This is a genomic window from Micromonospora sp. RV43, assembly GCF_001029515.1.
Taxonomy (GTDB): Bacteria; Actinomycetota; Actinomycetes; order Mycobacteriales; family Micromonosporaceae; genus Micromonospora; species Micromonospora aurantiaca.
This window is the reverse complement of sequence record NZ_LEKG01000091.1, coordinates 1-22478: the sequence shown is the minus strand read 5'-3', so window position 1 is coordinate 22478 and position 22478 is coordinate 1. Positions and strand designations below refer to the sequence as shown.

Here is a 22478-nt window from a genome sequence, read left to right as displayed (position 1 = left end):
CCACCTGAAGGGCTTTCGGAAATGAAATCAGCGAGTCGGATCGGCGTCGGCGGCCCGGTGGGCAGCGGCAAGACGGCCATCATCGAGGCCGTCGTGCCCCGCCTGGTCGAACAGGGCCTGCGCATCCTGGTCATCACCAACGACGTGGTCACCACCGAGGACGCCAAGCACGTCCGCCGCGCCCTGACCGGCGTGCTGGTGGAGGAACGCATCGTCGGCGTGGAGACCGGCGCCTGCCCGCACACCGCCGTTCGCGAGGACCCCAGCATGAACCTCGCCGCGGTCGAGGACATGGAGGCGCGGTTCCCGGACAGCGACGTCGTGCTCATCGAAAGCGGCGGGGACAACCTCACGCTCACCTTCAGCCCCGCGCTGGTCGACTACTTCATCTACGTGATCGACGTGGCGGCCGGCGACAAGATCCCGCGCAAGAACGGCCCCGGTATCTCCAAGTCCGACATCCTCGTGATCAACAAGACCGACCTGGCCCCGTACGTCGACGCCGACCTGGACGTGATGGCCCGCGACGCCGAGCTGATGCGCGGCGGCAAGCCGTTCGTCTTCACCAACTGCAAGACCGGCGAGGGCATCGACGACCTGGTGGACCTGGTCCGCCGCAACGCGCTCTTCGACGCCGAAGTCCTCGCATGACCACTCTGGACTCCGTCCGGGAACTCGCGCCGTACCAGGATCAGCCGGCGCAGCTGCCGGCCGCCGCGAACGGCAAGGTGGGCATCCTCCGGCTGGGGTTCGAACGGCGCGAGGACCGGACCATCATGCGCGACGTCTTCCGGCAGTCCCCGCTGCTGGTGCAGCGGGCGCTGTACTGGGACGAGGAGATGCCGGGCCTGCCCTGCGTCATGATCCTCACCACCTCCGGCGGCGTGCTCCAGGGCGACCGGCTGCGGATGGACGTCGACCTGGGGCCGGGCGCGCAGGCGCACCTGGTCACCCAGGCCGCCACCAAGATCCAGGAGATGGACGCCAACTACGGCACCCAGGCCCAGAGCTTCACCCTGGCCGAGGACGCCTACCTGGAGTTCCTGCCCGAGCCGGTGATCCCGTTCCGGCGCAGCCGGTTCGTCTCCGACACCGTGGTCCGGCTGCCGGAGACCGCCACCATGCTGTACGCCGAGGTGCTCCAGCCCGGCCGCAAGTACTACCGCGACGGCGAGATCTTCGCGTACGACCTGTTCTCCACCACCCTGCGGGCGCAGCGGCCCGACGGGCGGCCGCTGTTCGTCGAGAAGTTCGTCATCACGCCCGGCCGGTTCCCGGTGTCGCGGATCGGGATGATGGACCGCTTCCACGTCTTCGGCAACGTCGTGCTGCTCACCGACCCGGACCGGGCGGCCCGGGTCTTCGAACGGACCGCGACGCCGGTGTGGGACGAGCAGACACCGCTGGCCACCGCGGTCAGCCGGCTGCCGAACGACGCCGGCCTGGTGTTCAAGGTGCTCGGTCAGGAGACCGAACCGGTCCGCGCCGCGGTACGCGCGTTCTGCACTGCCGCCCGCGAAGAGGTGACCGGCTGCACCTTCCCGCCGGTCTTCAGCTGGCGTTGAGGCGAGGAGGGCAGCGACATGGCCGACATCGGACGAGGCTGGCGCCACCTGGCCGACCGGAACCCGCTGGTCCGGTTCGTCGACTCCTGCCTGCGCGGCGCCGCGCAGGTGGTGCTCCAGAACAACCCGCTCAGCGGCCTGCTCATCCTGATCGCGCTCGCCTGGGGCGCGTTCGAGAACGGGACGCCCCGCGTGTTCGGCGGCGGCGTGCTCGGCCTGGTCGTGGGCACCGCGACCGCGCTGGCGCTACGGGTCGACATGTCCAGCTGGCGCAAGGGCCTGTTCGGCTTCAGCCCGCTGCTGACCGGGCTCGCGGTGCCCACGTTCCTCGACCAGCGCCCGCTGATGTGGCTCTACCTCGTGCTCGGCGCGATCGGCACGGTGGTGGTCACGCTCGCCCTCAACGCCGTCTTCAAACGCTGGAACCTGACCGCCTACACGTTCCCGTTCGTGCTCACGACCTGGTTCCTGCTGATGGCGGCGTACCAGTTCGACAGGTTCACAGTGCTCACCAAGCTGACGCCGAAGTTCCCCGGTGAGGGATCGCTGACCGGCGGCACGTTCGACTGGGGCCTCATCCCCGTCTTCTTCAAGGGCGTGTCCCAGGTCTACCTGATCGAGAGCTGGGTCACCGGCCTGCTCATCCTCGTCGCCCTGCTGATCAACTCCCGGTGGTCGGCGCTGTTCGCGGTGATCGGCGCCGTCGGCGCGACACTGCTGGCGCTCTGGTTCGGCGCCGACGGCGCGTCCCTGGACAAGGGGCTGTTCGCCTTCAACGCGGTGCTGACCGCGATCGTGGTGGGCGCTGTGGCGAACCGCCCCGGCGCGCTGGTGACCGTCTACACGCTGTTCGGCATCGCGCTGACGCTGTTCGTGCAGATGGCGCTGACCACCATGCTCACGCCGCTCGGCATCCCGGTGCTGACCGGGCCGTTCAACATCGCGACCTGGCTGTTGCTGCTGCCGGACCGGCACTTCGCGCCGGTACCGAACCACGAACGGGTGAAGGACACCGTGCTGCACACCGTCCGCGACTCCGTCAACCTGCGATAGAAGGAGGGAAACCGTGTCCGCTCCGAACGCGGGTGACACCGCCTGGGTGCTCGTCTGCGCCGGCCTCGTCCTGTTCATGACGCCGGGGCTCGCCGCGTTCTACGGCGGCATGGTCCGTACCCGCAACGTGCTGGCGATGCTGCAACAGAACATGATCGCGCTCGGCGTGGTCAGCCTGACCTGGATGCTCGTCGGCTACACGATCGCCTTCGGCGACGACGCCGGCAGCGGGCTGTTCGGCAACCTGGAACTGTTCGGGCTCACCGACCTGAAGGTGCCGCCCGCACCCAACCTGCACGTGGTCGACGGCCGGATCACCATCCCGACGCTGGCGTTCGTGCTGTTCCAGATGATGTTCGCGGTGATCACACCCGCGCTCGTCACCGGCGCCACCGCGGGCCGGTTGAAGTTCGGCGGCTGGGTGCTGTTCCTCGCGGTCTGGTCGATAGTGGTCTACGCGCCGATCGCGCACTGGCTCTGGCACCCCGGCGGGTGGCTGGCGAAGTTCGGCACCCAGGACTGGGCCGGCGGGCTGGTCGTGCACGCCAGCGCCGGCGCCGCCGTCCTCGCCGTCCTGCTCGTCGTCGGCCGACGCCGGGACTGGCCGCACACCGCCGCGCCGCCGAACTCGATCCCGCTGACCATCGTCGGTGCCGGCATCCTCTGGTTCGGCTGGTTCGGCTTCAACGGCGGCGACGGCCTCCAGGCCAACGGTCTCGCCGCCCAGGCCGTCCTCAACACGCACCTCGCCGCCGCCGCGGCGATGCTCGTCTGGCTGGCGCTGGAACGCGTCACCGACGGACACAGCACAGTCGTGGGCGCGGTCTCCGGCGCGGTGGCGGGCCTGGCGACGGTCACCCCGACCGCCGGGTACGTCAACGCGGCCTCGGCCGTCGCGATCGGCGCGCTGGCCGGCCTGGTCTGCCACTTCGCGCTGAAGCTGAAGTACCTGCTACGCCTCGACGACGCGCTCGACGTGCTCGCCGTGCACTTCGTCGGCGGCATGCTCGGCACGCTCCTGCTCGGCCTGTTCGGCAACCGCGGGATCAACCCGCTCGGCGCCGACGGGCTGTTCCTCGGCGGCGGAGGCGGCCTGCTGTGGCGCCAGCTCGTCGGCGTGGTGAGCGTGGTCGCGTTCTCCTTCGTCCTGACCTGGCTGATCGCCGCCGGGGTGCAGGCACTCATCGGCCTGCGTGTGCCGCCGGCCGACCAGGAACGCCTGGACCAGGCGCAGCAGGGCGCCGACGCGTACCACCTGGGCGGCGTGACCAGCCTGACCGCGCCGGGCGCTCCCCGGCGTCGTACCGCGGCGGCGCCGGCCGGCGCACCGGCCGTGCCACCCGGTCAGCGGGTACGGGTGGTCACCGCGCTGCTGGAACCGGACCCGGCCGCGAACAGCGCCGACCTGCGCGACGCGCTGCTGCGCGCGGGCGCGATCTCGGTCATCGTCAGCGACGCCGCCGTGGCGACGACGACGCCACAGGCGAGCCTGCTGCCGCGCGGCTACTGGCAGGACCAGCCGTTGTCGGCCCGGCTGCGCGTCACAGTGCTGGTGGGCGCGGACGGGGTGGGGGCGGTGCTGGACGAGCTGGACCGGATGGGGGCGCGCCGGAGCGACACGTTCGTGCAGGAGGCGGAACGGGTTCAGTCCTGACAACCTGGCTGCGAAAACCGCTGTCCGGCCGCCGGGCGCACTGGTAGAAAGCCGACGTGCACAAGACGTTGACGTTCTCCGATCATCTGCGGCTCATCGACGAACGGTCGACCGCCTTCCGTATCGCGGTCGCCGCGGCGCCCAGCCTCGACATGAAGGTTCCGACCCATCCGGAGCGGACCCTGTTCGATCTCGTCCAGCACGTGGGTACGGGCCGCCGCAAGACAGCCGCGATCGTCGCCGCGGGGCCTGCGGACGGGCCTCCGGAGAAGTCGGCCTGGGAGGACGGCAAGGGTGCGCCCCGGGAACGCGAGGCATTGCTTGCCTGGTGGACCGAGTCCGTCGAGCAGTTGACGAGGGCGCTGGGTGAGGCCGGCCCGGATCGCGGATGTTGGACGTGGTGGGATGACTCGCCGTCACCGCAAACCGCTGGCGCCTGGGCGCGGCGCCAGGTTCCCGAGATCGCGGTGCACACCTACGACGTCCAGCTCACGGTGGGCGCCCCGCAGCCGCTGTCGGAGGAGGTCGCCCTCGACGCTTTCGACGACTGCCAGTTCACCCTCTGCGCGACAACTGTCGCCTGGCCGCACCAGCCCGCCGTCGTCGACTACCACGCCGTCGAGGGCCGCTCCTGGCGCCTCCGGCTGTCTGCCGAGGGGGCGCAGGTCGCCCACCTCACGCCCGCTGCCGGCGAGGCCCCGGACACGGCCGACGTCTCCGCCCGGGGTACGGCCAGTGACCTGGTCCTGTTCTTCTACGGCCGCATACCGCTGGATTCTCTGCAGTTCGATGGTGACCGTCGCATCTTCGACCAGCTCGCGGCCTGGGACCCGTCCGTGTAACCGGTCCATCGCCATCACCGACCATCGAACAGCTCACTGACCGTCTTCGTGTCGATGAGCTGGCCGGCACCGACGAAACGCTGCGCCACCAGGAGGCCCGCCTCGTGTGCGGCCGGACCGCCGTGGCTGGCCGATGCATCGATGACCATCCATGGCGTCAGATCGCGCTCGAATGCGTCCACCGCTGATTTCAGCACGCAACTCTCGGTGGCCACGCCGCAGAACACCAGATCGGTCCAGCCCTCCCGAGCAGTCAGGTCCGTGCCCTCGCTCGTGAAGTACGAGTAGATGGGCTTGTCGAGAACGGCTCGTGCGCGAGCAGCGTGTCGGCGCAGTTCGGGCACAATCTCTGTCTCCGGCGCGTGCTGCATCTTCGACCAGTGGATCAGCCTCTCGAAGGGGCTGTCCGGATAGTTGTGGTAGCGCGTAAAGACGATCGGCCTGCCCGTGGCCTCCCACTGTTCGACCAGCTCCGCGACCTTCGGGATGACATGCCGGCTGCGGTCGTTGATGAAGCCGTTCTGCATGTCGATGACGATCAGGGCCGCCTGCTTGCCGCTCATACCCCGACTCTTCCAGCCGTCGTTTCTGCTTCGCGAAGCGCCGCCTGGGCCTGCGTCAGGCGCTCGGGTAGGCCGCTGGTCGTTACGGCTGCCTGACGCATCATGCAGTGTTGCGCGGTCTCCTGCACACGTGCGGTGGTGAGTCGGGAGTGGGCAGCTCTCAGGAACCGCCAGCCGAAACCCGGGGATATCACCGGGTCTCGGCCGTTCTCCACCACGCGCTGGACCTGCCGACAGTAGGCCCAGAGCATTTGCACTTCGATCTCAAGCGAGACCAGTTCGTCGGCTGTAAGGGCTCGCTCCGGCGAGATTGCGTGGTAGGCGAGACCGGACCAGGTTGCGAAGCCGACGGATACCCCGGCGATTCCGAACGGCACAGCTGCGGGCTCGTCGAATCCCTTGGTCAACAACGTCCGCTCGACGTGCTCGGGAACAGGCTGTGGTCGGGGTGCCGCATGACGGTTCACCAGCACTGACGGGAGACTCAACAAGCGGACGGCGTTGTTCAGTTCCTCGTGGCGGCACCCCATGTCCTGGGGAAGGTACATCGACATCACGTACTCCGGGACCACTTCTCGTCGGTCAAACTGATCCGACAGCAGCCGTTCGAGCTGCCGGGTCGCCCACGGTAGGTCGTCCCCGTAGCTGGCGTACCGCCAGGCGGCGAGTTCCGCCAGCCTTCTGAAGATGAGTTCCTGCTGAAGGTGCAGCACCACCACGCCGCAGGCGAAGACGTGCGCTGTGCACTGCCCGTCTGGATGCGGCACATCGGTCGTCGATACGTGCAGCCACTCGTGCGGGCGGGGCTTCACCCGCGGCAAAGTCGCCAATTCCCGTACCGCAGCCGCCCCGACGTGGGCCGGGATGAACTTGTGGGACTGGATGCGGTATCCGGAAGTCACCGAAGCAGCAGGGACGGGAGGCTCGTTGACCGTCGATTGGCAGAACCTTGCTACCGCCTCATCGCTGGCTCTGACCAGAGCGGTGTCGAGAGCGGCCTGCATCTCCGGTCGAGGCTGCACCGCCCCCCGGCCGGCCTCCCACTTCGAGACGGTGCGCTCGCTGACACCGAGGTGCTCGGCGAAGTCGCGGATGCTCATTCGCAGCGCGTGCCGCAGCATCCGGGTCTCCCGCCCGGTCCACTTCTGCACGGTCGTCATCGGCTCGCCTCCGAGTGCGTCGAGACCGGCCGCCAGCAGCTTAGCGGCTCGACTTCAGAGCTGGTACAGCGCAAGTGCAGAGCGTAGTCGTACCCCGTGAGCCGCAAGCTGGCGAGGGTGGACGCATGGCCCGGGGCGGGTGCTGGGCTCCGGTGGGGCGTCACCCGAGCGCGTCCGCCGTCCCCGCCCGCCCCGGTGCCGCTCCGACTCTCGACGGAAGGGCTTCTCATGGCGGCGGTGTTGGACGACTTCCCGGTGCTCACCCCGGTCAGCGACGAGGACGTGGCGCTGGCCGTACGCGCGGTGGCGGTGCATGTGCCGGAGCGGTGGCCGGCGGGTCCACTGTGCCGCAGTGAGCGGGTCCCGCATCCGTGCCGGCTGGCCCGCTGGGGCCGCAGCACGCTACGGGCGGCCGGGCTCACCGACGAACGCGTGGACGAGCTGGTCGCTGTCGGCGACCCGGGTGCCTGGCCGTGGGCGTGACCGGGCTCGGGGCGTACCCGGCGGAGAGCTGGCCCGGGTCGGCGGCGGTGCGCGAGGCGGTGGCCCGGTGGCTGCGGCTGGTGACGGCGGACGGCGAGCTGGCGCCGTACCTCGTCGGGGTTGATCAGGCCCGGCTCGCCGGACACCTGGCGCTCACTCTCACGGTGGCGCTCGGCGGACCGGCGGGCGACATCGCCCGGCCGGCGGCCGGGGCGTGGCGCGGCCTGGGCCTGACCGAGGCGCAGCACCGCCGCGTGGTCGATTACCTGGCCGGGGTGCTCTGGGCGCTCGACGTGCCGGCGGGCTCGGTGACAGTGGCCCGGCGGGCCTTCTCGGACGAGGCCGGCTCGTGACCGCCGCCCTGGTCGCGTCGTGGTCCGTCACCATGCGGTACGCCCGCGAGGCAGCCGACCACTTCTGGTGCGCGGTCGAGGACCGCTGCCCCGGGATGCTGCCGGAGCGGGAGGCGGTGGTGTTCCTCGCCGCGTTCGGCCGGCTGGTCAGCGGTGGCGACGACCCGGCCGGGCGGGCGGCACTGTTGACCGTCCTCGGCCGCGCCTGCCGCCGCTACCGGCTGGTGCCGCACCTACTCACCGTCGAGGCCGCGCTCGTCGCCACGGTGTCCCGGCAGGTGAGGTGGACACCGGAGATAGCGGCGGCCTGGGCAGGGGCCGCCCGGCGGGCCACGGCGGCGGTGAGCCGTGTGGTCGAGCAGGCCGACGACGGTCCGCCCTGGTGGCCGGCGCAGGTCGTCGACCACGACCGGGCGGCCGACGGTATCGCCGTGGTGACCGTGCGCCCCTGGCGCCGTCTGGCGTTTCGGCCCGGTCAGGCGCTGCCCGTCTGCACCGAGCGCCGGCCCGGCCGGTGGCGTTGGTACTCGCCGGCCAACGCTCCGCGTGCCGACGGCACCGTCGAACTCCACGTCCGTGCCGTCGCCGCCGTCTCCCGCACGCTCGTGCACCGGGTACGCCCCGGTGATCGGATCTGGCTCGGCCCGCCCCGGTCGACCGGCCTGACCCTCGATCCGGCGTCGAATGCGGACCTGCTGCTCGTCGCCGGGGGCACCGGGCTGGCGCCGCTGCGCGCCCTGGTCGAGCAGGTCGCCGCTGCGCCGGCCGGTCGCCGGGTCACCCTGGTCGTCGGCGCCCGCACCTTCGCCGACCTCTACGACCCGATCAGCCTGGACAAGCTCCAGAGCGGCTACGACTGGCTGACCGTCGTACCCGCGTTCTCGCACGATCCCGTGGCGGAGGCGGGAGAGCAGGGCGACGCGCTCACCGTCGCGCTCGACCACTGGCGGCCCGGTCAGGAGGTCTACCTGTGCGGGCCACCGTTGATGGTGGCCGGGTCGCGGCTGCGGCTGCTCGCCGGTGGGGTGCCGGCCGAGCGGATCCACCTGCCGGACGGGTTCGGCGTCTGATGGGCGTCTACCGCAGCCGCAACGCGCTGGCCGGCCCGCTCACCGCGGACCGGCTCAGCGCCATCGAACTGCCCCGCACATCACTGGGCCGGCGCGGCTACCGGACCGACGACGTCGATGCGCTGCTGCATCGGCTCGTCTACGAACTGGGGGAGCGGACCCGGCTGCTCGACGACGCCCGGGGCGAGAACGACCGCATCAAGCGGGCCCTACGCGCCTGGCAGGCCGAGGTGCGGGAGGCTAACGGCGTCGTCTGGTCTCCCGCGGCCATTCCAGACCCACCGTCTCGTCCCGGCCTTGGCGGTCGAAGTACGCCTGAAGATCCCGGCCCTGCTGTGCGTACCAGGTGACCTGCGCCCGGTGGAGGTCGTCGGGACGCATCCGGGCGATCCGCTGATGACGGGCGGCGATGGACACCGCCATCTCGACAGCCGCACGCGCGTCGCTGGCTGCCTCGTGAGCGGTCCCTGGGTCGATCTCGTAGTACCGGCACAGTGTGCCGAGCTTCCAGCCGTCGTACCAGCGAGGCTCGACCTCCTTGTGCAGGATCGACGGGTCGATGATGACGGCCTGATCCCAGTCCACGGGCGGAAGGTCGTGGCGGGCCAGCTCAGTGTGCAGTGCGGTGATGTCGTAGTGGGCGCAGAAAGCGACGATCGGCGTGTTGTCCGCGATCAGCTTCCCGATCGCGGTCCCCAGCTCGGCCAGTGCCTCGCGGGGCGGCCGGCCGGCATGGCGCACCATCGCGTCGGTGATGCCGTGGATGTCGGTGGCTCTCGCCGGGATCGGCATCCCCGGGTCGATGAGCCACGTCGCGGTCGTGCCACCCGGCGTGGGCCCCGATCGGGGGAGCCGTCCTGGTCGGTCGAGCCGATCTGGCCGGTACGCATCCATGGTGGAAAGGACTCCAGCGACCCGCCACGTTCGCTGCCTGCCCGGCTCCGGCCTCCACCGGTTCGTGGCACGTTCCGCAGCGTCCGGGGTACTTATTGATCACGGTGAGGCGTCTCCTGTACTCGTCGACGGGAGCGGGGATTCGTCGTGGTTGTGTGCCACGCCGCCACGCGTTTGACGATCTTGATCCGTTGGCGGGCGAGGTGCCATCGACGGCCGGGGGCACTTCTGACCCTTGTGGACAGTGGTAATCGGCCGGTTGACGAGTTGAGACGGCTTCGCGACAGTGGTCTGGATAGCAGCGAGTCGGTGCGCTGCATGGCCCGCGACGAGTGGCTCGTCTCGGCCGCGAACTTCGGCTGTCGGGTGGATCGGCGACACGCGGGGAAGCCGCAGCCCTGACGGTCGTGCCGCATACTGGCCCGGTGTTCACTCTCGCCCAGGCGCGTCACCTGGTGGCCACGTTGCGGCCGCGCGTCGACGAGCTGATCCGGCTGCGGGCCGACCTGGCCGAGTTGCGGGTCGACCTGGCCGACCACGGCGTCAGCGCGCTCGGCGGGCTCGCCGAGGTGAAGGCGCTGGAGGCGCGGCTGCACGCGGTGGTGGACGAGTTCCACCAGCATGAGATCGCGGTCAAGGGGATCGCCCCGGTGCTGCTCGACTTCCCCGGTGAGCGCGACGGCCGGGCGGTGCTCTGGTGCTGGCTAGAGGGCGACACCGACATCCGGTGGTATCACCGGGTCGAGTGCGGTTTCGCCGGCCGTCGTCCGGTCTGAGCGGGCCGCCGCCCGGTCTGAGTCGACCCGTCCGCGCCTGATATGCGTCGATCTGCCCCCACTGGCGGAATCCTTCAGCTCGCTCCGCGAAACCGGCAACGATTTGTAGGCGTAAGTCGCTATGCGCGCCCGACCGCAAATCGGTGATCTTCCATGCGGTGTGATCTTATTGATATCTATCTCTCACCACCACTTCACGCCTCCAGGAGTGCGACGTGCGGAGATCCCGTCTTGCCACCCTCGCCCTGACTCTGGCCGCCTCGGTCGGGGTCACCCTGTCTCTGGCCGCCCCCGCCCAGGCGGCCCCGTCCGACCGCTACGTCGCGCTCGGCGACTCGTACGCCTCCGGCGTCGGCGCCGACAGCTACACCTCCGAGAGCGGTAACTGTCTACGCAGCACGAACGCCTACCCGGCGCTCTACAACACCAACATCAAGCCCGCGTCGTACCGTTCGGTCGCCTGCTCCGGCGCCACCACGGCGGACGTCATCAACAGTCAGCTCTCCGCGCTCTCGTCGACCACCACGCTGGTCAGCGTCACTGTGGGCGGCAACGACGTCGGCTTCGCCAACATCATGAGCACCTGCGTGCTCCAGGGGGAGACCCAGTGCGTGGCGGCCGTGCAGTCCGCCATGAACGTGGCCCGTACCTCGATGCCGGGCCGGCTCGCCAACGTCTACAACGGCATCAAGAGCCGCTCGCCCTCGGCCCGCGTCGTGGTGGTTGGCTACCCGGTCTTCTACCAGCTCGGCACTCCCTGCGTCGGGCTCAGCGCGACGTCCCGGGCGAAGATCAACGAGGGCATCAACCTGCTCGACGACATCACCCGCACGGCCGCCGTCTCGGCCGGCTTCACCTTCGCCGACGTGCGCTCCATCTTCGTCGGCCACCAGCTGTGCAGCTACGGGACGAAGTGGCTGCACGCGCTTAACGTGCTGAGCCTGAGCAAGTCGTACCACCCGACGGCCGCCGGGCAGTCCGGCGGCTACTACCCGGTCTTCCGGGCCGCCGCCGGCTGACCCCGGTCCGCCCGGCTGTGCTTTGTCCTCGGTGAGGCCGGAGCACAGCCGGGCGCCGGACTGTCAGCGAAGGAACTGCGTGATCAACTGGCTCAGACCCCAGGTGCCCCCGGCGATGCCGCCGATGGCACTGAGGCGGTTGACCAGCCGGTCCACCTTGGCCATGATCCGCTTACGGTCCGGCTGGTCCTGCCGGATCAGGTCCGCGATGTCGTCGACCTCCTCCAGTGCCAGCTCCGGTTCGTTCAGCTGGGACCGGTTCTCCTCGATCAACCGCCGGGTCCTCCGCAACTCCTCCAGGATCGCCGGCAGCGAGGCATCACCGTTCTGGTTGATCTGATTCGCGGTGGCGTTCTGCCCGACCGCCACCGGCCCGATGGACGATCCATGGATGACCACCCCCCGGTTACCGTCCTCCTGCGTCATTGCTCTTCGCCTTTCGCTTGCCGCCGCCGTTGTCCAGCAGCGCCGTGGCTCCGGGGCCGGCGGCTGCGGGCCCGTGGTTGTCGCCGCGGATGAAGACGCCGTGGTTGTTGAAGACGTTCATCCGGGTCTCGTACTCGGAGGTGTCGATGCCCTGGTCGGCCAGGTAGCCGAGCACTGCCTCGCTGACCCGCCGCTCCATCAGCTTGCTGTACTTCTCCGCGTCCAGCCGTTGCAGATAGGTCACCGGCCGGCTGGCGGAGGCGAGCTGCCGGACCTCGGCCCGGGCGCCGAAGTCGTACCGGGGAAGCTGTTCGGTCTCCCGGTCCGCCCGGGTCATCCGGCGGTTGGCGCCGATGGCGCGGACGACGGTGCGCACCAGCCGCACCGGGGCGGTCAGGATGGCGGCGCCGAACAGTCGCAGGGCCTCGCAGAACGGCTCCCACCAGGTGCCGTCGCTCGCGACGTGCTGATCCAGGTCGAGGAACTTCTCCCGGATCGGCCCGAGGACCGTCGAGACGCTCTCCACGTAGAGCATGCCGCCCTCGACCGCAATGTGTGTGAAGGTCGAGACCACGACGTTCTGGTACTCGGCCGGCATGATGACGTCTCCGGCGTTCCCGGTCGCCTCACGGATGTCGGCGCCGACGCTCGCCCGCAGGAAGTGGCGAACGCTCGGCTGCGGCGCACGGATGATCGCCTCGACTGCCTGTGGCGAGGCATGCGAGAAGGGCTGCCGGCCTCCCGCGTCGATGAGGGGATAGTTCCGCCACTGCGCGCCCGAGGCCACAACCTGGTCCCGCAGCACGAGGCCGGTCATGCGTTCGTGCGCCGGCAACTCCACCGAGCCGAGCGCCGCCAGGCGTCGTTTGACGTGCCGGTTCAGCGCCACCGGGTCCACGGCGACAGGGCCAGTGACGGTCGGCCGGTGCCCGTCGGGCCCTCGGTCCCGCTTCAGCTCCATCGCCACCGACCAGGCGCGGACCACATGGCCACTGCCGAGGAACGGGTCGTAGCCTGAGTGGAGGACGACGTTGCCGTGCTGTGCGATCGCGACGGTCTTCATCCGGCGGAGGATCGCCGGGTTGGTCACCTCGGGCGGTTCGTGACGTGCGCCGGGTGCCAGGTCGCGAGTGAAGATCCGCAGGACGGTCGCGCGGGCGAGGGCGACGACGGCCAGGACGCTCAGGCCGAGCCCGATCAGCCACCAGAGCACGGGCCAGTACGACGTGGTGAGCTCCGACGGCGCCGACGTGTCCGGCGGAGTGCCGCTGGACAGGCCGAGCAGGACCAGCAGCGGTGGGCCGATCGTCCATACCAGCGCCGCTAGTGCGAGGCCGCCGAGCACGAGGTATGCCGTCGACCGGTCCGCCCGTTCGGCGGGCGGGCTGAGGAAGTTCGCCAGGAACGCGATGCCGGCCAGCAGGACCGTGGACCAGGTCGCAGCGAAGAATCCCAGCAGCAGGATCGCCGAGACGAGCGCGTTCTGGAGTAGCCAGAGATGCCGTGCGTGGTAGCAGTGACGCAGGATCGGCTCCAGGTCGTACCCGATGGTCGGCACGACGGCCCGATGGCCGTCGTCGATCAGTTCGGCGATTACTCCATCGGCGAATCGCTCACTGCGGTATGCCGCTCCGCACAAATAGCGGGTGGTCGGCGACATCGGAGCCTGTTGTCGTTCGCGCGGCGGATTATGCGTGAAGAATCGCGTCGTTTCTGTCGGGTTCCTGTCACCGTCGATCGTGCTCGTCATGTGATCACCAATCGATGACGATGTTCCGGGGTCAGCCACGTTATGAGTTCCCGCCCTCTGCGGGAAAGTGGCCGTAGGTACCGCTCGCCGGGTTCGACGGGCCGATCCGTTCGTACGGCCGGACGGAGTTGCGGTCGAACAGGACACAGTCGCGATTCGGTGTTGCGCGACGACAACCGTTTCCGATTCACTCGGGCGAATTCTTTCTCCCGAGGACGCGGGGAGCTGCCGATGTCTGTTCGAGAATGCGCGGAATGCGGTTCGGTCGTTCCGTCTGCCGCGTCGCTCTGCCCGGTCTGCGCCGCGCCTTTCGCCCCGTTGGAAAGCGGCAGGTCCAAACCGGTGGGCCGTGACGAGCCCACGACGTCCGAGAGCGACGTCACCGCGCCGGCCCGGAGCCCCGGCACCGTGCTGGGCTTTGGCCCCGAGCCGGTCGAGTTGCCGGTGCCCGTCGACGACGAGCGGGTCGCTGTGACCGGACCGGAGGTGGTGATCGAGCCGGACCGGGTCGCCGAGCTGGATCGCCTCACCGAGCCGGACGACGGCCACGGGTCGGACGGTCCCAGTACCGGGCCGGAACCGCGGCGGGCGTTCCTGCGCGCCATGCTGGTCGCCGCCGTCGTCAGCCTGGCGATCGCACTCGGGGCCGGTGGCGTCCTCTGGTTGGTGCGGGACGACGCCGACGTGCCGGGTGCCGACCCGTCGCCCGGGCAGACGCACAGGATTGAGGACGACCCGGGGGCAGGCACGGATGCGCCCTCGTCCGACCCGGCGAGCGCCGATCCGTGGGAGCTGACGCCATCCCCTTCGGAGTCACCGGCCGTGGTCGGCCTCGTGACGATCGAGGCGGGCGTGGTGGACGCGCGAGCGGCTGAGGTCGCCCGCACCTTCGACGCCTACTTCAGCGCCGTCAACAACCGAAACTATCCGGCGGCCGCGGCCATGTTCGATCCGGCCGGGGACGTCCTCGACCCGGACGACGGCGGGGCCGTGGAACGGTTCGGGCGTCAGCTCGTCACCACGTACGACTCCGACGTGGTGCTGCGCTCGCTGACCGACGTCGGCCAGGGAGTGGTCGCGGCCGTGGTGACCTTCCGGAGCACTCAGGACCCCGGCTACGGGCCGAAGAACCGCCCGCAGGAGACCTGCACGCTGTGGCAGGTCCGGTACGAGCTCTCAACCACCTCGTCCGGGACGTACCGGATCCTGCGGAGCAAGTCCGCGGTGCCGTCGCGGCCCTGCGCGGCGTAGCCGGGGCGGCAGCCGGCCCCGGCGCCGCCCCGGCTGCGCCCGTCAGGCCGGCAGGACCTTCTCGATCGCCGCGCGCAGCTCGGGATCCTCGGGTGTGACCTGCGGGCCGAACCGGGCGGCCACCGTGCCGTCCGGCGCGACGAGGAACTTCTCGAAGTTCCAGCGCACGTCGCCGGTGTGCCCCTCGGCGTCCGGCGTGGACACCAGCTCCGCGTAGAGCGGGTGCCGGTCCGGCCCGTTGACGTCGACCTTTTCCGTCAGCGGGAACGTCACGCCGTAGTTGACCTGGCAGAACTCCTCGATCTCGGCGGCGCTGCCCGGCTCCTGGCCGGCGAACTGGTTGCACGGCACCCCGAGCACCGTCAGCCCGCGTCCGGCGTACGTGTCGGCGAGTTCCTGAAGGCCCGCGTACTGCGGGGTGAGGCCGCAGCGGGAGGCCACATTGACCACGAGCAGGGCGCGGCCGCGGTAGCGGCCGAGGTCGGCCGGGCCGCCGGTGAGGGCGTCGATCTGGACGTCGAAAACGGTCATGGGACGAGGCTACGACCCCTCGCGCCCACCGTCCCGCGTCACCCGTGAAATCGATGCATCTACATCTTGACGAAGTGGTGACGGCGTGAGTAGCGTCTCAGCAATCAATTTGGAAAGTTTCCTAACTATTGGAGGGACGCCGTATGAAGAGATCGCTCCGCCGGGCCCTGTGGGCCACCGGCGCCGTGGTCGCGCTCGCGGTCGCCGCGGTGCCCATGACCACCGCGTCGGCCGCCGGCAGCGTCACCGCCACGTTCGCCAAGGTGCAGGACTGGGGGACCGGCCACGAGGGACGGGTGACAGTCACCAACGGCACCAGCTCCACCCTCAACGGCTGGCGCATCGAGTTCACGCTGCCCTCCGGCACCTCGATCAGCAGCTCCTGGGACGCCGACATCACCCGCAGCGGTGACCGCTACGTGGCGGTCAACAAGAGCTGGGCGTCGACGCTCGCCCCCGGCGCCAGCTTCAGCTGGGGCTACAACGGCACCGGCGCGTACAAGGCACCGGTGAGCTGCACGATCAACGGCGGCTCCTGCACCGGCGGCGGTACGCCGACGACCACCGCGCCGACCACGGCGCCGCCGACCACCACGCCACCCACCACCACGCCGCCGACGACCACCCCGCCGACCACGCAGCCGCCGACCACGCCGCCGCCCGGCGGCAAGAAGATCGTCGGCTACTTCGCCGAGTGGGGCGTCTACGCCCGCAACTACCACGTCAAGAACATCCACACGAGCGGCTCGGCGGCGAAGCTGACCCACATCCTGTACGCCTTCGGCAACACCACCGGCGGCCGGTGCAGCATCGGGGACAGCTACGCCGACTACGAGAAGGCGTACACCGCGGCGGACAGCGTCGACGGCGTCGCCGACACCTGGGACCAGCCGCTGCGCGGCAGCTTCAACCAGCTGCGCAAGCTGAAGAAGATGTACCCGAACCTGAAGGTGCTCTGGTCCTTCGGCGGCTGGACCTGGTCCGGCGGCTTCACCCAGGCCGCGCAGAACCCGGCCGCGTTCGCCGACTCCTGCTACTCCCTGGTCAAGGACCCGCGCTGGGCGGACGTCTTCGACGGCATCGACATCGACTGGGAGTACCCGAACGCCTGCGGCCTCCAGTGCGACAGCAGCGGCCCGAACGCGTTCAAGAACGTGATCTCGGCGCTGCGGAGCAAGTTCGGCTCCAGCTTCCTGGTCACCGCGGCGATCACCGCCGACGGCAGCAACGGCGGCAAGATCGACGCCACCGACTACGCCGGCGCCGCGAACAACCTCAACTGGCTGATGCCGATGACGTACGACTACTTCGGCGCCTTCAACGCCCAGGGGCCGACCGCGCCGCACTCGCCGCTCTACTCCTACGCGGGCATCCCGCAGCAGGGCTTCTGGTCGGACGCGGCGATCCAGAAGCTCAAGTCCAAGGGCGTACCGTCCAGCAAGCTGCTGCTCGGCGTCGGGTTCTACGGACGCGGCTGGACCGGTGTGACCCAGGCCGCACCCGGCGGCAGCGCCACCGGCGCGGCCCCGGGCACCTACGAGGCCGGCATCGAGGACTACAAGGTGCTCAAGAACAGCTGCCCGGCCACCGGCACCGTCGGCGGCACGGCGTACGCCAAGTGCGGCAGCAACTGGTGGAGCTACGACACCCCGTCGACCATCGGCGGGAAGATGAGCTACGCCAACAGCCAGGGCCTCGGTGGCGCGTTCTTCTGGGAGCTCTCCGGTGACACCAGCAACGGTGAGCTGATCGGCGCCATCAAGGGCGGTCTCGGCTGAGCCGAGGGCCGACGCACCACCCACCCGGCGGGGAGGGGCCGCACCGGCCCCTCCCCGCCCGCGTGCCGTCCTGGCCGAGCGCGCCGATCCGGGTCAGGATGGGGAGTCATCCGACCGATCTGGCCGGATGTGGCACACTCGCCGCTCGACGAGTCCACGCGACGGGAGGACAGATGGGTCGCAGCCACCGGGGCCGGTTCACCGGGCTCGCCCTCCTCGCGCTCCTGCCGGCGGCCCTGGCCGCCTGCGGCTCGGGCGGCCAGGGCGGCGACACCCCGCCCAGCGGGAAGGCGCCGGCCGAGGAGGCGGCGGCCAAGAGCCGGGAACGCGTGCAGGCGTACCTGGACGCGCTGACCGCCCGCGACGCCGCCGCCGGCCGCAGCCAGCTCTGCGCGCCCATGCACGCCGCCTTCGACTCCGCCGCCACTGGCCCGAACGGCGACTTCGCCGACCACTTCACCGTCCCCGAGGCGACGATCACCGAGGTCCGCTCCGGCCCGAACGGTCAGGAGGTCAGCGCCTCGATCACTGTTGCTGCCGGCTCGCGCAAGGCCGCCCGGTCGCTGCTGTTCACCGTCACCCGCAACGGCGCGGACTGGTGCATCTCCGGCGAGGCGCCCGGCGAGCGCGCGGTCGAGCCGACCGCCGACCCGGCGGGGCCGCCGCCGCCGGCGATGGCGCCCTCACCGGTGTCCTCCCAGTGACCGGAACCATCCCCCTCGGCGGTGAGTGATCGCGACGGTCGCCGTACGCTTTCCTTCATGCGCCATGAGTGGCATCAGCTGAGTCACCCCGCCGTGGGCAGCCCTGGTCTGCAGACCAGCCGCCCGACCGCCGACTCCGCCGAGGACGCGGCCCTCGGCCTCGACCGATGGCGGGAGCTGCCGCGCGCGCAGACCCCGCCCTGGGACGACCCGGCCCAGGTCGCCGAGGTCTGCCGGGTGCTGGACACGGTGCCCTCGGTGGTCGCGCCCTACGAGGTCGACCAGTTGCGGCAGCGGCTCGCGCTGGTCTGCGAGGGCAAGGCGTTCCTGCTCCAGGGCGGTGACTGCGCGGAGACCTTCGCCGACAACACCGAGAGTCACCTGCTCGCCAACGCCCGCACGCTGCTCCAGATGGCCATCGTGCTCACCTACGGCGCGTCGCTGCCGGTGGTCAAGGTCGCCCGGGTCGCCGGCCAGTACACCAAGCCCCGGTCCCTGCCGACCGACGCCCGGGGCCTGCCGGCCTACCGCGGCGACATGATCAATTCTCTGGAGGCCACGCCGGAGGCGCGGGTCGCCGACCCGCAGCGCATGATCCGGGCGTACGCGAACTCGGCCGCCGCGATGAACATGCTCCGGGCGTACCTGGCCGGTGGGCTGGCCGACCTGCACGCCGTGCACGACTGGAACAAGGACTTCGTCCGGCGGTCCCCGGCCGGCGAGCGCTACGACGCGATCGCCCGCGAGATCGACAGGGCGCTGGCCTTCATCCGCGCCTGCGGCATGACTGACGACGAGGCGCTGCGCACCGTCACGCTGCACTGCTCGCACGAGGCGCTGGCGCTGGAGTACGACAGGGCGCTGACCCGGATCTCCAACGGCAAGGCGTACGGGCTGTCCGGGCACTTCCTCTGGATCGGTGAGCGGACCCGGCAGATCGACGGGGCGCACATCGACTTCATCTCCCGCATCGCCAACCCGATCGGCGTCAAGCTCGGCCCGACGACCACGCCGGACGAGGCGATCGAGCTCTGCGAGAAGCTCAACCCGGACAACATCCCCGGCCGGCTCACGCTGATCAGCCGGATGGGCAACCACCGGGTCCGCGACGCGCTGCCGCCGATCGTCGCCAAGGTCACCGCCGCCGGGGCGAAGGTCGTCTGGCAGTGCGACCCGATGCACGGCAACACGCACGAGTCCTCGAACGGCTACAAGACCCGGCACTTCGACCGGATCGTCGACGAGGTGCTCGGCTACTTCGAGGTGCACCGGGGCCTGGACACCCACCCGGGCGGCCTGCACGTCGAGCTGACCGGCGAGGACGTCACCGAGTGCCTCGGCGGTGCCCAGGGCATCGAGGATCTCGACCTGCCCGACCGGTACGAGACCGCCTGCGACCCCCGGCTGAACACCCAGCAGTCGCTGGAGTTGGCGTTCCTGGTGGCGGAGATGCTCCGTGGCTGACGCGAGGAGTGAGCTTGCGAGCCCCGCAGTCGGCAGCCGGAGGAGGCACAGTGGCTGACGCGAGGAGTGAGCTTGCGAGCCCCGAACTGATCGATCTGCGGACGGACACCGTGACCCGGCCGACGCCGGGGATGCGGGAGGCGATGGCCGCAGCCGAGGTGGGCGACGACGTCTACGGCGAGGACCCGACGGTCACCGCGCTGGAGGCCGAGGTGGCCGCGCTGTTCGGCCACGAGGCGGCGCTGTTCGCCCCGAGCGGCTCGATGGCCAACCAGATCGCGCTCCAGCTGCACGTACCACCCGGCGACGAGCTGCTCTGCGACGCCGACGCGCACGTCGTCACGTACGAGGTCGGCGCCGCCGCCGCGTACGGCGGGATCTCCTCGCGGACCTGGCCCGCGGTGGGCGCGGAGCTGGACCCCGACGTGGTCGCCGGAATGATCCGGCCGGACGGCTACTTCGCGGTGCCCACGCGGGCGATCGCCGTGGAGCAGACCCACAACCGGGGCGGCGGTGGGGTGATCCCGCTGCCGACGCTGCGCCGGATGCGTGAGGTCGCCGACGAGCACGGGGTGGCCCTGCACTGCGACGGCGCGCGGATCTGGCACGCGCACGTGGCCGACGGGGTGCCGCTGGCCGAGTACGGCGTGCTGTTCGACACGCTCTCGGTGTGCCTCTCCAAGGGCCTCGGCGCGCCGGTCGGCTCGCTTGTGGTGGGCAGTGCCGAGAAGATCGCCCGGGCGCGGTTCCTGCGCAAGCGGATGGGCGGAGGCATGCGGCAGGTCGGCATCCTCGCCGCCGCCGGCCGGTACGCGCTGGCGCACCACGTCGAGCGGCTCGCCGACGACCACGTGAAGGCGGCCCGGCTGGCCGAGGCGGTCGCCCCGCACGGCGTGCTCGCGTCGGTGGTGCGGACCAACATCGTGCCGCTGGACCTGACCAAGCACCCGTTGGACGCGCACGCGCTGGCGACTGCCGCGCGGGCGGAGGGGTTGCTGATCTCGGTGCTCGGCCCGCGTACCGCCCGGCTGGTCACCCACCTGGACGTCACCGACGCGCAGATCGACCGCACCGCCACCATCCTGAACACCGCCCTGCGCGCCTGACCCGCGGGCCCCACCGCGCCCCGCGCTCCCCGCGAGGGGGGAGAGAGCGGGCGGACCCGTCAGGGGTGGAGGCGCTTCAGGGTGGCGATGTCGGCGGCGTGGCCGATGTGCTTCTCCGTGGGGGTCTCCACCAGCACGGGCACCCCGGCGGTCGCCGGGTGGCGCATCAGCTCGGCGAACGCCGGCTCGCCGATGGTGCCCTTGCCGATGTTCTCGTGCCGGTCCCGGGTGGAGCCGCACAGGTCCTTCGAGTCGTTCGCGTGCACCAGCCGCAGCCGGTCCGTGCCCACCGTGGCGACCAGCGTGTCGAGCGTGGCGGTCATGCCGCCCTCGGCGGCCAGGTCGTGACCGGCCGCCCAGGCGTGACAGGTGTCGAAGCAGACCCCGAGCATCGGGTGCCGGTCGACCGCGTCCAGGTAGGGGCCGAGGTGCTCGACCCGGGACGCCAGTGACCGGCCGCCCCCGGCGCTCGGCTCGACCAGCAGCATCGGCCCGCCGGTGGCGGCGATCTCGTCGAGCAGCGGGAGCAGCGCCGCGCGGACCTGCCGCAGGGCCGCATCGGCGTGACCGGCGTCGACAGCGCTGCCGGCGTGGAACACCACGCCCTCGGCACCGATCGCCCGGCCCCGCCGCAGCGCGTGCGCCAGCGTCTCCGCCGACCGGGTCACAGTCGCCGGGGTGGGGGAGCCGAGGTTGACCAGCAGCGAGGCGTGGATGAACACGGGCAGCCCGCGCTCGCCGCACCCGTCGCGGAACAACGCGTCCTGCGCCGGGTCGCCGGCCGGCAGCGCCCAGCCGCGCGAGTTCGAGACGTAGACCTGCACCACCTCGGACTCGGCCGCGTCCGCGTACGGCAGGGCCGCCCGGGCCAGACCGCCGGAGGTGGGGGTGTGCGACCCCACCCGCCGGCGTCCGTCACATCCGCTCACAGGCACGTCACAGTGATCGTCGTACCCGGCGGCACCGGCGTGTTCTCGACCGGGTTCTGGATCCGGACGATGCCGTTCGGGTTGAGCTGGACGTTGACCGGGAAGCCCTGGCTCTCCAGCGTCTGCTTGGCCTGCTGGCAGGGCATGTCGACCACCCGGGGGACGGCCACCTGCGGCGGGCCCTTGCTGATCTCCAGCTTGACCTGGGCGCCCTTCTCCACGCCGGTACCGTCGGCCGGACTCTGGCCGAGGATCTCGTCCTTCGGCTTGTCGGAGTCCTTGACGTTCTCCACCGGCTTCAGCCCGAGCTGCGCGAGGATGGTGCGCGCCTCGGTGAGGCTCTTGCCGACCAGGTTGGGCACCGTCACCGGCGCGCGACCCTTGCTGAGGATCACCGTCACCTTCGCCCCGGGCTTGACCACTGTGCCCACCTTCGGGTCGGTGGCCAGCACCACACCCGCGGGCAGCGTGTCGTCGTACCGGGAGGAGCCCTTGGCCACAACCAGGTTGGCGCCCTCCAGCTCGGCCTGGGCCAGCGCGTAGTCCTTGCCCACCACGTCCGGCACCGGCAGCCGCTCCGGACCGAGCGACAGGGTCAGCGTGATCGTGCCGCCCTTGACGATCCGCGCGGCCGAGCCGGGGGACTGCCCGAGCACCGTGTCCTTGGGGACGTTCTCGTCGTGGCGCGGAGTGGCGTACTTCAGCGTGAAGCCGCCGCGCTGGGCCTGCGCCTCCGCGTCGGCCTTGGTCAGGCTGACCATCTGCGGCGCCACCGTGTAGCGGCCCACACCGAACCACCAGCCACCCACCGCGGCGACCAGGCCGAGCACCACGACCGCCGCGGCGACGGCCAGCCGTCCGCGCGGCGAGCCCATGATCCGGGTACGCAGGGCGGCGAACCCGGTCCCCGGGCCGTCCTCCTCGACGGCGCGGCGCCGGTGCGGGCGCTGCGCGGCGCCGCTCTCGGGCAGCCGTGCCCACGCCGGGCGCTCGACCGGCTGGAGCGCGGCCACCACCTGGGTCGGCTGGCTCAGGACCGCCGTGTCGTCGCTGAGCTGCCGCAGCACAGTGGTGTGCGCGTGCGGGTTGCCCAACTCCTCGCGGGCC

At 70.8% G+C, this 22478-nt stretch carries 24 protein-coding genes; 16 read left to right on the top strand and 8 right to left on the bottom strand.

What is annotated here, in order from left to right; all coding sequences use genetic code 11:
- Positions 1-21 precede the first annotated feature (21 nt).
- From ureG to ABD52_RS21495, 5 genes are read left to right on the top strand one after another with little or no spacing between them, the layout of a single operon-like run.
- Positions 22-651 carry an urease accessory protein UreG gene (gene ureG, locus ABD52_RS21515; protein WP_013287653.1) on the top strand — a complete coding sequence of 210 codons (630 nt, stop codon included), beginning with the start codon at positions 22-24 and terminating at the stop codon, positions 649-651.
- Positions 648-1565, top strand: a complete 918-nt coding sequence (locus ABD52_RS21510; protein WP_047893003.1) for an urease accessory protein UreD — start codon at positions 648-650, stop codon at positions 1563-1565. Before ureG ends, ABD52_RS21510 begins: the two co-directional genes overlap by 4 nt.
- Positions 1566-1583: 18 nt before the next feature.
- Entirely contained in the window at positions 1584-2618 is a 1035-nt protein-coding gene (gene yut / locus ABD52_RS21505) for an urea transporter (RefSeq protein WP_047893002.1), read from the top strand.
- 13 nt (positions 2619-2631) lie between these two features.
- Positions 2632-4272: an ammonium transporter gene (locus ABD52_RS21500; protein ID WP_047893001.1), complete on the top strand. Its 1641-nt coding sequence runs from the start codon at positions 2632-2634 to the stop codon at positions 4270-4272.
- A 56-nt stretch (positions 4273-4328) separates the two neighbouring features.
- Positions 4329-5114, top strand: coding sequence for a maleylpyruvate isomerase family mycothiol-dependent enzyme (locus ABD52_RS21495; RefSeq protein WP_047893000.1), 786 nt, complete (start codon positions 4329-4331; stop codon positions 5112-5114).
- A 14-nt stretch (positions 5115-5128) separates the two neighbouring features.
- Here ABD52_RS21495 and ABD52_RS21490 read toward each other — a convergent pair whose 3' ends face one another.
- Together ABD52_RS21490 and ABD52_RS21485 are read right to left on the bottom strand one after the other, a co-directional pair.
- On the bottom strand, positions 5129-5677 hold the full coding sequence (locus ABD52_RS21490) for an isochorismatase family cysteine hydrolase (RefSeq protein WP_047892999.1): 549 nt from the start codon (positions 5675-5677) through the stop codon (positions 5129-5131).
- Positions 5674-6837 carry a DNA-binding transcriptional regulator gene (locus ABD52_RS21485; protein ID WP_047892998.1) on the bottom strand — a complete coding sequence of 388 codons (1164 nt, stop codon included), beginning with the start codon at positions 6835-6837 and terminating at the stop codon, positions 5674-5676. Before ABD52_RS21485 ends, ABD52_RS21490 begins: the two co-directional genes overlap by 4 nt.
- A gap of 228 nt (positions 6838-7065) precedes the next feature.
- Between ABD52_RS21485 and ABD52_RS21480 the strand changes: the two genes are divergently transcribed.
- From ABD52_RS21480 to ABD52_RS21470, 3 genes are read left to right on the top strand one after another with little or no spacing between them, the layout of a single operon-like run.
- Positions 7066-7320, top strand: coding sequence for a hypothetical protein (locus tag ABD52_RS21480; protein ID WP_047892997.1), 255 nt, complete (start codon positions 7066-7068; stop codon positions 7318-7320).
- Positions 7311-7673 (top strand): hypothetical protein, encoded by a 363-nt coding sequence (locus ABD52_RS21475; protein WP_235437520.1) that lies wholly within the window; start codon positions 7311-7313, stop codon positions 7671-7673. Before ABD52_RS21480 ends, ABD52_RS21475 begins: the two co-directional genes overlap by 10 nt.
- Entirely contained in the window at positions 7670-8743 is a 1074-nt protein-coding gene (locus ABD52_RS21470) for an FAD-binding oxidoreductase (protein ID WP_235437519.1), read from the top strand. The genes ABD52_RS21475 and ABD52_RS21470 overlap by 4 nt, the downstream gene beginning before the upstream one ends.
- Positions 8744-8983: 240 nt before the next feature.
- On the opposite strand, the gene ABD52_RS21465 is transcribed toward ABD52_RS21470, so the two are convergent.
- Positions 8984-9637, bottom strand: a complete 654-nt coding sequence (locus tag ABD52_RS21465; protein ID WP_082171358.1) for an exonuclease domain-containing protein — start codon at positions 9635-9637, stop codon at positions 8984-8986.
- Between the two features lie 425 nt (positions 9638-10062).
- Between ABD52_RS21465 and ABD52_RS21460 the strand changes: the two genes are divergently transcribed.
- A complete protein-coding gene (locus ABD52_RS21460; protein WP_036311517.1) occupies positions 10063-10413 on the top strand; it encodes a DUF2203 domain-containing protein in 351 nt (116 codons plus the stop codon).
- A gap of 215 nt (positions 10414-10628) precedes the next feature.
- Positions 10629-11432 carry an SGNH/GDSL hydrolase family protein gene (locus ABD52_RS21455; RefSeq protein WP_013287645.1) on the top strand — a complete coding sequence of 268 codons (804 nt, stop codon included), beginning with the start codon at positions 10629-10631 and terminating at the stop codon, positions 11430-11432.
- Positions 11433-11495: 63 nt separating this feature from the next.
- Here ABD52_RS21455 and ABD52_RS39845 read toward each other — a convergent pair whose 3' ends face one another.
- Together ABD52_RS39845 and ABD52_RS21445 are read right to left on the bottom strand one after the other, a co-directional pair.
- The gene (locus ABD52_RS39845; RefSeq protein ID WP_047892996.1) at positions 11496-11858 is read right to left on the bottom strand and encodes a hypothetical protein; all 363 of its coding nucleotides are present in this window, start codon (positions 11856-11858) and stop codon (positions 11496-11498) included.
- The gene (locus tag ABD52_RS21445; protein WP_047892995.1) at positions 11839-13416 is read right to left on the bottom strand and encodes a hypothetical protein; all 1578 of its coding nucleotides are present in this window, start codon (positions 13414-13416) and stop codon (positions 11839-11841) included. Before ABD52_RS21445 ends, ABD52_RS39845 begins: the two co-directional genes overlap by 20 nt.
- 9 nt (positions 13417-13425) lie before the next feature.
- On the opposite strand from ABD52_RS21445, the gene ABD52_RS39260 reads away from it, so the two are divergent.
- Together ABD52_RS39260 and ABD52_RS21440 are read left to right on the top strand one after the other, a co-directional pair.
- The gene (locus ABD52_RS39260) at positions 13426-13626 is read left to right on the top strand and encodes a hypothetical protein (RefSeq protein ID WP_151015767.1); all 201 of its coding nucleotides are present in this window, start codon (positions 13426-13428) and stop codon (positions 13624-13626) included.
- A 324-nt stretch (positions 13627-13950) separates the two neighbouring features.
- Positions 13951-14859, top strand: a complete 909-nt coding sequence (locus tag ABD52_RS21440; RefSeq protein WP_047892994.1) for a hypothetical protein — start codon at positions 13951-13953, stop codon at positions 14857-14859.
- Positions 14860-14901: 42 nt separating this feature from the next.
- On the opposite strand, the gene ABD52_RS21435 is transcribed toward ABD52_RS21440, so the two are convergent.
- Positions 14902-15390 (bottom strand): glutathione peroxidase, encoded by a 489-nt coding sequence (locus ABD52_RS21435; protein ID WP_013287644.1) that lies wholly within the window; start codon positions 15388-15390, stop codon positions 14902-14904.
- A gap of 143 nt (positions 15391-15533) precedes the next feature.
- Between ABD52_RS21435 and ABD52_RS21430 the strand changes: the two genes are divergently transcribed.
- The 4 genes from ABD52_RS21430 to ABD52_RS21415 all read left to right on the top strand — a co-directional run bounded on the left by ABD52_RS21430 (position 15534) and on the right by ABD52_RS21415 (position 20442).
- Positions 15534-17168 (top strand): glycosyl hydrolase family 18 protein, encoded by a 1635-nt coding sequence (locus ABD52_RS21430; RefSeq protein ID WP_013287643.1) that lies wholly within the window; start codon positions 15534-15536, stop codon positions 17166-17168.
- Between the two features lie 173 nt (positions 17169-17341).
- The gene (locus ABD52_RS21425; RefSeq protein ID WP_082171357.1) at positions 17342-17872 is read left to right on the top strand and encodes a hypothetical protein; all 531 of its coding nucleotides are present in this window, start codon (positions 17342-17344) and stop codon (positions 17870-17872) included.
- Between the two features lie 57 nt (positions 17873-17929).
- A complete protein-coding gene (locus ABD52_RS21420) occupies positions 17930-19336 on the top strand; it encodes a class II 3-deoxy-7-phosphoheptulonate synthase (RefSeq protein ID WP_013475760.1) in 1407 nt (468 codons plus the stop codon).
- Positions 19337-19422: 86 nt separating this feature from the next.
- Complete coding sequence (locus tag ABD52_RS21415) at positions 19423-20442, top strand: low specificity L-threonine aldolase (RefSeq protein WP_030273907.1); 1020 nt, start codon at positions 19423-19425, stop codon at positions 20440-20442.
- 59 nt (positions 20443-20501) lie between these two features.
- Here ABD52_RS21415 and ABD52_RS21410 read toward each other — a convergent pair whose 3' ends face one another.
- Complete coding sequence (locus tag ABD52_RS21410; protein ID WP_200905221.1) at positions 20502-21371, bottom strand: deoxyribonuclease IV; 870 nt, start codon at positions 21369-21371, stop codon at positions 20502-20504.
- The coding region (locus ABD52_RS21405) for a PASTA domain-containing protein (protein ID WP_047892992.1) at positions 21368-22478 on the bottom strand (1111 nt) is incomplete at its 5' end. The genes ABD52_RS21405 and ABD52_RS21410, both read right to left, overlap by 4 nt.